This is a genomic window from bacterium (assembly GCA_041648665.1).
Lineage (GTDB): Bacteria > UBA10199 > UBA10199 > 2-02-FULL-44-16 > JAAZCA01 > JAFGMW01.
This window is the reverse complement of record JBAZOP010000109.1, coordinates 1-8639: the sequence shown is the minus strand read 5'-3', so window position 1 is coordinate 8639 and position 8639 is coordinate 1. Positions and strand designations below refer to the sequence as shown.

Below are 8639 nucleotides of genomic sequence, written 5' to 3'. Positions count from 1 at the left end.
CGAAGCTCTACACGCCGTACGTTATGGATCTCATGGAGGTGCGCGAGACGGGCCGCAGCGTCGGCCGCGGGAACCTGATACAGCTGGAATTCCATCTCATGGAGATAAAGAAGGAGGCGCTCCGTGAGCTCGCCTTCAATTGGTCGCCAGGCTCGTTCCCGCAGGGAGGCTCGGGCACGACTGCGGTGGGCGGCGGCGCCGGACTCGCTGGCGCGATCGGAGACATGGGGAAGTCGATCCTGGGTTTTGTCTTCAACTTTATACCCAAGTTGCGCTTCATCAGGGAGCGCGGAGACGGCCGCGTCCTCGAGAATCCTTCGATCGTGGTCAAGAGCGGCGAGGAGGCACAGATATTCAGCGGCTCCGAGGTTCCGTTCCTCAAGGGCGAGGAGGTCCAGTTCAAAAAGATAGGCGTGGATATCAAGGCCTCGCCGATCGAAGTCGAGGGCGGAGTGGACCTCAAAATCTCGGCGACGCTCTCGGCGCCCTCAGCCGACATCCGGGGCGCCGTCGACACGCATACGGTGTCTACGACCGCGATCTGCCCGCTGGGCCACAGCGTCGTGCTGGGTGGGATAGTCAGAAACACCGACGTGAAGATGAAAAACAGGGTGCCTCGCGACGTCGACACGTCCTCCTCCATATTCACGCTCTTCCTTTCCAAGGATTTTCAGTCCAACAGATCCGATTTTGTGATCGTGGTCACGCCCAAGGTCGTGGCTCAGCCCGCCCCTGCGGAGGCGGCGTTGCGGGACTTCCTCGCCACCGAAGAGCGGATGATAAAGGACCGCTCGAAGAAGGAGCATCAGGTGTATGCGGAAGAGCACGGCATTCCTGCGGTTGAGAACAAGTCCGCGAAGAAGGGGCGGCCTAAAAAATGGAGATGACGAAGGACAGGGGCTGCATGTGGTTTGCGGTCATCTGCGCTACGGATGCGCCTGCCGAGGGATCCTTCGTTCAAAGGGCGGCCGCATGGATGGCGCAAGGCGGAGTCAATGCCCTCATCCTCTCAAACGAGGCCGGAGCTCATGCGGGGATTCGCACGCACAAAGAGGCGCGTCCGTACATATCCATGCTTGGCAGCGAGGCATTGCGCGGATACCTGGCCGTCAAATCGCAGGGTTTCGGTCGCATGGAGGTGGGCGAAGAGGAAGTGAATGAGGAGACGATCGCAGCCCTCGAATCCGCATACGATTTGATAATCGTCCGCACGATGCTCGCAGCCGGATCTGCAGATATGATTTCATTGCTGCACGCCGTCGGTTTTTCGGAAGTCCGCGTTCCTGCGATGATCTCGATCGATGCGAGGAATTCATTCGGCGTCAATGCGGCGCAGCTCATCGCCGATGGTCTGGCCGATCCTTCCGAAGCGCTCCATCCGATCGGGTTCTGTTTCGTTCCTCACAGCGTCGCCATCGCGGCGGAACTCTCGAGGAGATGGGCGCTTCCTTCGTGGGGCGACGGCGACGATATCGCGGGTCTGGGGCAGAGGATGCTGGAGAGGGCGATCGCCCGGCCGCGGAGGTCCGATGCTGTTGTCGATCCGTCAGGTAAAGATAAAGGCGTTGCCTTCGAAAGACCGGATGCAATCGATCGGGTGCTCTGCAGGATGAGGGTGGATCGGGAATTTTTAAAGATAGAGGACGAACTGCACGCGCGTAGCGAGCCCGGAGAGTTCAAACGAAGGGCGGAGGGGGTGGCGCAGAGGATAGCGGAGGGGCTCTCGGAGGAGGAGCGCGCCGGTGCGCGCATAGACCAGATCGTTTCGCGCGCCGTCGAGGAGACGACGGGGTTCGGCCCGGTGACGACGCTCCTTCGCGACGAGGAAGTCACCGAGATCATGGTCAACGGTCCCAACGACATCTTCATCGAGAGATGCGGGGCGATGGAGCGAGTCCCTGCGGCATTCCTCGATTCGAATCATCTCATGGCCGTCATAGAGAGGATGCTCGCTCCCACATGCAGGAGGCTGGACGAGGCCTCGCCCATGGTCGACGCGAGGCTCTCCGACGGATCGAGACTCCACGCCGTCATCCCGCCGCTTGCGCTGAACGGCCCGGTGCTCACGATCCGCAAATTCGCGAGGATGAACCGGGGGCTGGCCGAACTCGTGAGCTTGGGTATGCTGCCTTCAGAGACCGCCCGTTTCCTCGCGAACTGCGTCCTTGCCAAGGCCTCGATCGTCGTGTCGGGCGGAACCGGCGCAGGCAAGACCACGCTCCTGGCCGCGCTGGCCTCCAAGATAAGCGACAAGGAGCGCATCGTCACGATAGAGGACGCAGCCGAGCTCAAGATCATAAAGCCGAATCTCGTGATGCTGGAATCGAGGCCGCCCAATATCGAGGGGACCGGCGGAGTCGGGATAAGGGACCTGGTGCGCAACGCGCTGCGCATGCGGCCGGATAGGATCGTTGTAGGCGAATGTCGCGGCGCCGAGGCGATCGATATGCTCCAGGCGATGAACACGGGCCACGAGGGCTCGCTCACCACGGTGCACGCAAATTCGCCGCGCGATGCGATATCGAGGCTCGAGACCATGGTGCTCATGGCGGGTCTCGATCTGCCGCTTGCAGCCGCGCGCGAGCAGATAGCCAGGGCGGTGAGACTCATAGTGCAGGTGGCGCGCGTGGGGATCGAGAGAAAAGTTGTGGAGGTCGCGGAGATCACAGGCATGGAGGGCCAGGTGGTCTGCATGCAGACCCTGGCGCAGTACGACCACGAAATCCGCAAGCTCGTCTCGACCGGTCTCTCTCCGCGCTTTGCGGAGCGCGCTTCTCTGCAGGGAGGCGGTGCGCTCACTTTGGGGGATTCATGACGTATGTCATTTTTTTGACGGTCGTGTTTCTTGCCGCCCTGTCGGCTGTTGCGGCCAGCCTCTTTCTTTCAAATGGATGGCGACGGCATTTGCCGGAGTCCATTATTTTGCCTGTCGCGGCGCGGATCCGTTGCGCACTGAGGTCGAGAAGATCGATTCAAGCCGACAGGCAGCTTTCAGACGCGCTTGCGCTGATGTGCAACGCGCTGAAGGCCGGGCTTGCCCTGCCGCAGACGGTGGAGCTTGCCGCAGAGCTGCTCCCTCCTCCGCTTTCAGAAGAATTCGGCCGCGTGTTGAGGCAGCTCAGGATGGGAAGGGATTTCGACTCCGCATTCGCCACGCTCGCCGAGTCGGTCCCTACCGAGGACATGGAGTTGTTGGTGCAATCCGTGGATGTGCTGAGGCGCACGGGCGGGAACCTGATCGAGACATTTTCATCGCTGGCGGCGACCATAGCGCAGAGGAGGCGCGTTGCGGATAAGGTGAGCGCGCTGACATCGCAGGGAGTAGCTCAGGCGGTCACTTTGCTCATGCTGCCCTGGTTGCTTGGCGCCGCCCTCTGCGTTTTAGCGCCCGACTTTATAGAGCCGCTTTATTCCACGAGGCTGGGGATGTGCCTCATCGCCATGGCCTTGATCATGGAGGCTGCAGGGGCGGTCTGGCTCCGGAGGATAGTGGTGATAAGAATATGAGATTTCATTTCACAACAACGCTTGCTGCGATCATCGCACTGCTCTTGTATGCGATATCCCCATCTTCACCCTCAGCTGCGGCGCATCCTGCCGGCGCGTATCAATACTTCGCCGTGTCGAAAGATCTGGGCCGAGAAACTGAATCGTCTGGAATGAAGAGGATCGGGCCGGGGCTTATGGCGGGCGAGACTTCGCAGGAAATCCCATGGTCTGTTTTTGCGGAGCGCATGCCCTGGCCGTTCAAAGGGATCGATGGAGGGGCGGCTGACGCGATCTTCACCGTGACAGGCGAGTCGGCGCCTCCCGCAGCTTCGATAATGAGCCTTCGTGTTGAAGGGGAATCGGCTGTGGGACAAACGCGATGCCGCGTCTTTTCCCTCTCGATCCATGGCGGGTCGGACGAGGAGGAAGATTTCCCGGGCGTCTCCCGCAGGGTTTCGCTCGAAGGCAAAGGGCGCGCCTTGATGTGCCCGGGCGAATCGCTTCCCCGCACTCTTTACTACGAGATCGAGAGGCGAGTCGCGCCCGCCCTGTGGGAGATGAAGTCGAAGGATGAGGCGATCCTCTCTCGTATCGATGCGGCGTGGGCGGCGATGCCTTGACGGAGGGTCGGAGCGATGGATGTGGTTTTTTGCATCGTCATGTTTTTTGTCTCGGCGGGGGCGCTTTCGCTCGCTGTCGCTGGGTCTGTCCGCAGCAATGCGCTCCTGGGGCGCGCAGGACTCGTCGAGCGCCGCAAGGGATCTCCTATCGAGGAGATCTCGGATCTCCTGGGGCGCTTTGCCGCCGAGAGATTTCCCGGCCTTTGCGGGCGGCTTTCATCGGAACGCCTCGTCCGCAGGCTCGCCGCCGCAGGCATCGGAGAGTCGAGGGCAGCCGGTTTCTCATTGGCGAGGATCGTCATATCCCTGCTGCTAGCGTTAGCCGCGTATTTTCTCTCTGTTTCGCACAGCGCGTTTGCCGTTGTTGCGGCTGCGGCGGCAGGATTTTTCCTCACTGAGCTGTGGCTGAGATCGAGGATGCGCTCCAGGAGAGAGGCGTTCGAAAGGGAGCTGCCCTTCGCCCTGGACATGCTCACCCTCTGCGTGGAGGCGGGTCTCGATCTCGGCCAGGCCATAGCCAGGGTCGCAGCGAAATCCAGGGGAGTTGCAGCCTGCGAGCTTAAGAAAGTTGACGCCGCGATAAGGGTGGGCGTTCGCAGGAAGGACGCGCTCTGCTCCATGGCCTCGTCCATGGATATCCCTTCTGTTTCCGCATTCGCGGCGCTGCTTGCGCAGTCGGAGAGGCTCGGCTCTGGCGTGGCGCAGTTGCTGAGGTCCACGTCCGAGAGGGTGCGCGACGAGAGGTTCGCGCGCGCCGAAAAGAGGGGCGCCGTAGCGGCCCAGAAGCTTCTCCTGCCTCTCATCGTGTTCATCATGCCCGCCACTTTGATAGTGGTGTTCGGACCGCTCTTCGTGCGGATAGCAACAGGCGGGGTGGAGGCGCTATTCTGACATGCCGAACTTCGCCCACATCCTGGCCTTTGCGATCATCGCCTGCGGCTGCGCATGCGCATGGCGCTCCCGCGGCCGTACGCAGCGAGGGGGCGAGGCGTCGGGCGCATGCGCAGACGAATCCGCAAAAGAGCTCATGCCCGAGGATTGGCTCTCGTGCATGGAGGCGATGGAATCGTGTTCCGCAATCTGCGTGGACGACTCTCTCAAGGTGGTGGCGATCGGACGCAGCGCCTCTTCCGCGCTGCGCGTTCCGCTAGGCGCTCACGTAATCGACGCGGTGCCTGAGGATGCCGCGCCGCCGCTGTTGGAGATCGTTCTGGCGTCGAGGCGGGATGTCGCTGTGCAGAGGGATATCCCCTGGGGCGGCGCGAGCGCTCATGCGAAGGCTGCGATGATGGGCAACGGCTGGACAGTGGCGGTGATAAAACATGATTGACGTCGCCAAAATTATCCCGCGGTTCTTAAGATCGCGAAACAGGTCGGCGGCCGTGTGCTGCGCGGCCGTCATCTTCACCCTTGCCGCTGCCTGGTGTTCGATCCCCGGGTCTGATCCTGAGCCGGTCGTCGTCGCAGAGATCGCTGCACGCGCTTCAGCCGACGAGCGGCTCGCTGCATGGATGCTCAGACAGGCAAGGCTGAGATTCAGGGCCGGCGAGATCGCAAAGGCCGGCGATGCGGCATTGGCGGCGGCGTTTCTCGACGGCTGCAGCGAGAGGGTGGAGAAATTTATAGCGGACCTCGAGGCGGATCTCAAAGAGGGCTCTCAAGAGGTTACGGCCTTATCCCGCGACGCGAAGGATGCGGGCGATTTGCTTTCCAGCGAGCTCATGGCGCAACGAGCGGAGCAGTTGAAGATATTTCAGGAGGGCCTGTGGCGACCCTGCTCAGACTGACGCGATGCGGATCAGGAAGCTACGCACGAATCGAAGGGGATTTCAGGGACAACGGGGCGCTGTTTTTGGAATCCAACTTTCACGAGAAGGAGGAGGGCGGGCCGCGTCTCAGGATCGTCTCGGAGCCGAAGCAGGGCTCTCTTCTGTATGCCGCGTTCGTGAGACGCGGCAGGAAGCTCGTGGTCATTCCGATGAGGGCGGACGCGTCAGCGATCCTTGCGAGACCTCCGTTTGTAAACGATGGCGACGGCATTTGTCTGGGCAAAACCGCCTTTACGGTCAATATCCTGAAGAGCAGTAAGAAGGCCATCGGCGTTGCGGCAATATCGGCGGCGCTGCTCTTGACCTCTCTCATCTTCATGGCCTCTGCAGATAATCGCGGGACAAAATCTTTGAAGGCCGTGCTCGATCCTCAGCGCTCGGCTTCTGTCGAGGCTGAACCGTCGGATGAGGCGGAGACCCTCCTGGACGAGGCGCGCGCGGAGATCAGGCAGGGCAACCTGGAGCAGGCCAGGCTTGCGCTGATGGATCTGGCCGAGCGCGGGAGGGGTGGAGCGGAGGCGAGGCTGATCTTAAATGAGATCGAGCGCGCAAAGGCGCCTGTGTCCGGGGCAGAGGAGGACGAACGGACAAGGATGATCATCGAGAAGGCAAAGGAGCTGTACGCAGAGGGTCTTGGTTCGATGAAGGCGGGCGATGTCGCTGCGGCGGGCATGCTCTTTGCCGAGGCATCGAAGATGCTGGATGAGTCGAATGCGTCGACCTCCTTTGCGCAGGACCTGGCGCGCGCAGCGGCCGAGGCGTCGGATGAAATTGAGAAAAAATCTTCCCGGTCTATTGCCGGTGCAAAGGCGCTCATCGATTCCAGCGAAGAGATGGATGCGCCGGAGGCCGCGCTCGTTTTGAGGAATGTTTGCACTGAGATGGAGGGAGCGCTCCTTGCCGATCCCGGGAACAAGCAGCTCCTGGCGACAAGAAATCTGGCCCGGAGAAAACTCGACGCTGCGCTGGGTCGATGGATCGCCGGGGCGCGGGAGATGGAGCGAGTGTCAGGATGCGTGAGGGCCGTGAAGATGTACGATGAAATCCGGGTGTTTCTTGAAGACAACGGTCTTTCCCTGAGGGTGCAAGGATGCAATTGACCAAGATATTCATAGCCTCGCTCATCGCGGGCCTCGTCGTCCATGTCGGCGCGGCCGGGGCAAACCTAAACGACGGTATCGAGTTCGATGCGCCGGCAGTGGCATGGAAGGAGGTGAGTGCGACCCGCGATCACCTGTACGAATGGCGGCGAGCGGACAAGGCGTCCATGATGATATTCCGGCTTATGTCCGGCGACAAAAAAGGACTCGGCCGCGCGATGCAGGCGAGGCTCGAATTTGAAGGGATAAAGGCAAAACAAGGCGCCCTGTTTCGCATCGCGCATGGCGCCGAGGACATTGTCGCGCTGCCGTTCGATTCGACAATGGACCCAATGCAGAAGGGCGCGATCATAGCTGTGCCCGGCGAGAGACGATATGTCGGGATACTGTGCGCTGCGACCCCCGAAGCATTTCCCCAAGTTTTTCTGGAGTGCAGGCGGATGGCGTTCGGGATGAAGGTGGGGCAGGGTTTGGGTGCTGCGGCCATCGACTATCTGGGGCAGGCAAAGGCGATGCTCGCGCAAGGTCAGTCGGCCGAGATGGTGGCGGCGCACTTGGAGCGGCTCCTCGCCGGGGCGCCGGCGTCGCCGGAGATAGGGCAGATGCGGGAGAGGCTCCGTGCCTTCATCGCAACATCCGGCAAATGAGGGAAAGCGGTGCAGCGCCCCCCAAAAAAGGGGCCTAAAAACCCCAATTTTTCATCTTCCACGAATACCCGTCTAAAATGCCCAATCTAACCAATTGAAATTATTAGTGTATTGCTTAACTTCCAAAGTGGGTTTTGGCTGTAAAATTGCATATAATGTTGCTTGGAGGACTTTTATGAATTTCAATCGATTCCTCGTCGCCATCATCTCCATTTTTGCCCTCTCAATCGCAGCCTCAGGCTGTATTTACTCGCCTTCGCAGGATGAGGTCGGTTTGAAGAAGATGCAGATGGAGATACAGTCCTCCAGTCTGGGCTCAGAGGAGGATGCCGATGTCGAGGATGAAGCCGATATCGATGCCGAGGACAGGGATGCGGAGGAGAAGGCGGAGATCTCCAAGGAAGAGGAAGAAGAGGGTTCTGTCTCCAGCAGAATTCCTCCGATGAGAATAGTCGGCCCCATCAAGCCGATAGGCGGGCGTGAAGAGATCCCCCTATCCATCGGCGACATATCGATCATAGTTGCGGGCTCCCTGGACACAACCGCGGTCATTGAAGAGCCTTATTGGGAGCAATTCACTGCCTTGGCCTCCGGCATGGCTGATATGTACTTTTCGTGGAGCGTGACCGGCCTGCCCTCGGGCATGTCCTATTCCGTCAGCGGCAGTTACAGTCAGAACGTGACGATGGAGGGCAACCCGACTGTGGCGGGGAGCTATCCTATTACGCTCAGGGCTGAGCAATTTACTAACAATTTGAACTTCGCCGAATACTCCTACACCCTCGTGGTTGCAGGCGAAGAAGAGGAGGAAGAGGAGGAGGACCCGTGCTTGGAACCGCTCAAGGTGAAATTGGTGGAAATAGGAGACTGGAACATATGCCCTGAAGGATATACGGGGCAGGAAAATTGTTACGATCCGGCGACCGACGCACTTATCGTCACCGTGGGCACTGA

General features: G+C 60.4%; 10 protein-coding genes. All 10 read left to right on the top strand.

Annotated features, from left to right (window positions below; translation table 11 throughout):
• Positions 1 to 887: hypothetical protein (locus tag WC683_18005; protein ID MFA4974504.1), on the top strand; the 887-nt coding region annotated here is incomplete at its 5' end.
• Positions 878 to 2815, top strand: a complete 1938-nt coding sequence (locus WC683_18000) for a CpaF family protein (GenBank protein ID MFA4974503.1) — start codon at positions 878 to 880, stop codon at positions 2813 to 2815. The genes WC683_18005 and WC683_18000, both read left to right, overlap by 10 nt.
• A complete protein-coding gene (locus tag WC683_17995) occupies positions 2812 to 3507 on the top strand; it encodes a type II secretion system F family protein (GenBank protein ID MFA4974502.1) in 696 nt (231 codons plus the stop codon). The genes WC683_18000 and WC683_17995 overlap by 4 nt, the downstream gene beginning before the upstream one ends.
• Positions 3508 to 3659: 152 nt before the next feature.
• Positions 3660 to 4109 carry a hypothetical protein gene (locus WC683_17990; GenBank protein ID MFA4974501.1) on the top strand — a complete coding sequence of 150 codons (450 nt, stop codon included), beginning with the start codon at positions 3660 to 3662 and terminating at the stop codon, positions 4107 to 4109.
• Positions 4110 to 4124: 15 nt separating this feature from the next.
• The gene (locus WC683_17985; GenBank protein MFA4974500.1) at positions 4125 to 5000 is read left to right on the top strand and encodes a type II secretion system F family protein; all 876 of its coding nucleotides are present in this window, start codon (positions 4125 to 4127) and stop codon (positions 4998 to 5000) included.
• Position 5001: 1 nt separating this feature from the next.
• On the top strand, positions 5002 to 5439 hold the full coding sequence (locus WC683_17980) for a hypothetical protein (GenBank protein ID MFA4974499.1): 438 nt from the start codon (positions 5002 to 5004) through the stop codon (positions 5437 to 5439).
• On the top strand, positions 5432 to 5896 hold the full coding sequence (locus tag WC683_17975; GenBank protein ID MFA4974498.1) for a hypothetical protein: 465 nt from the start codon (positions 5432 to 5434) through the stop codon (positions 5894 to 5896). Before WC683_17980 ends, WC683_17975 begins: the two co-directional genes overlap by 8 nt.
• Positions 5875 to 7038 (top strand): hypothetical protein, encoded by a 1164-nt coding sequence (locus tag WC683_17970; GenBank protein MFA4974497.1) that lies wholly within the window; start codon positions 5875 to 5877, stop codon positions 7036 to 7038. Before WC683_17975 ends, WC683_17970 begins: the two co-directional genes overlap by 22 nt.
• Positions 7029 to 7685, top strand: coding sequence for a hypothetical protein (locus WC683_17965; GenBank protein MFA4974496.1), 657 nt, complete (start codon positions 7029 to 7031; stop codon positions 7683 to 7685). The genes WC683_17970 and WC683_17965 overlap by 10 nt, the downstream gene beginning before the upstream one ends.
• A gap of 274 nt (positions 7686 to 7959) precedes the next feature.
• A partial coding sequence (locus tag WC683_17960; protein ID MFA4974495.1) for a hypothetical protein occupies positions 7960 to 8639 on the top strand: 680 nt, incomplete at its 3' end.

Excerpts from the sequence above, each read along its gene's own strand:
- WC683_18000 (MFA4974503.1), top strand. The coding sequence starts at position 878 with ATGGAGATGACGAAGGACAGGGGCTGCATGTGGTTTGCGGTCATCTGC.
- WC683_17995 (MFA4974502.1), top strand. The coding sequence starts at position 2,812 with ATGACGTATGTCATTTTTTTGACGGTCGTGTTTCTTGCCGCCCTGTCG.
- WC683_17990 (MFA4974501.1), top strand. The coding sequence starts at position 3,660 with ATGAAGAGGATCGGGCCGGGGCTTATGGCGGGCGAGACTTCGCAGGAA.
- WC683_17985 (MFA4974500.1), top strand. The coding sequence starts at position 4,125 with ATGGATGTGGTTTTTTGCATCGTCATGTTTTTTGTCTCGGCGGGGGCG.
- WC683_17980 (MFA4974499.1), top strand. The coding sequence starts at position 5,002 with ATGCCGAACTTCGCCCACATCCTGGCCTTTGCGATCATCGCCTGCGGC.
- WC683_17975 (MFA4974498.1), top strand. The coding sequence starts at position 5,432 with ATGATTGACGTCGCCAAAATTATCCCGCGGTTCTTAAGATCGCGAAAC.
- WC683_17965 (MFA4974496.1), top strand. The coding sequence starts at position 7,029 with ATGCAATTGACCAAGATATTCATAGCCTCGCTCATCGCGGGCCTCGTC.